Source organism: Allofournierella massiliensis (genome assembly GCF_964241245.1).
GTDB classification, from domain to species: domain Bacteria; phylum Bacillota; class Clostridia; order Oscillospirales; family Ruminococcaceae; genus Allofournierella; species Allofournierella massiliensis.
On record NZ_CAXSWZ010000077.1, the window covers coordinates 1 to 594 of the forward strand.

Consider the following 594-nt stretch of genomic DNA (forward strand, 5'->3'; position numbering starts at 1 on the left):
GTACCATCTCTCCTCCTTCGGGCACAAGGCTCTTTGCAAGGGCTTGCAGCTTGCCGACAGTCAGGTTGCCCTCTCCGCCGTATTGGTAAAACAATTCCCTGGCTTTCTCTTTCACCTTGGCCAGCTGTCTGGTTACGCTCTTTCGCCAAACAAAGGTATACCGGTTCGCCATGCTTTCCATCTTGGTTCCGTCGATGAATACTTCCTCGTATTCAATCTCCTCTTCCTCCCATAGCCGGCGAACAAACTGGTAAAACAGGTCTTCAATGGCATCCTTCGCTTTGCCACTGCGAAAACGCGCAAACGAAGTATGATCCGGTACTCGCTCTCCCTGCAGCAACCAGATGAAGTCGATATTCTTACGGCAGGCCTGCTCCAGCTTCCGTGTGGAGTAGATTCCGCACATGTATCCGTACACCAATAGCTTGAACATGATCCGTGGTTCTGCTGCCGATTTTCTCCCTTTGGGCGAATACGCTTTGTACAGTTTCCTGTAATCCAGTTCCTCAAGCTGGGCGTTGGCTACAAATACGGGTTCATCTTCCGCTATTTCAATATTTTGTGTGATTGGCAGCGCTAACTGTTGATACTGCG

1 protein-coding gene is annotated in these 594 nt (G+C 50.2%); it reads right to left on the reverse strand.

Features of this window, described 5'->3' with window-relative positions; translation table 11 throughout:
- Positions 1–594, reverse strand: a 594-nt coding sequence (locus ACESYO_RS16435) for a transposase (protein WP_373210890.1), incomplete at both ends; no start/stop codon positions are given.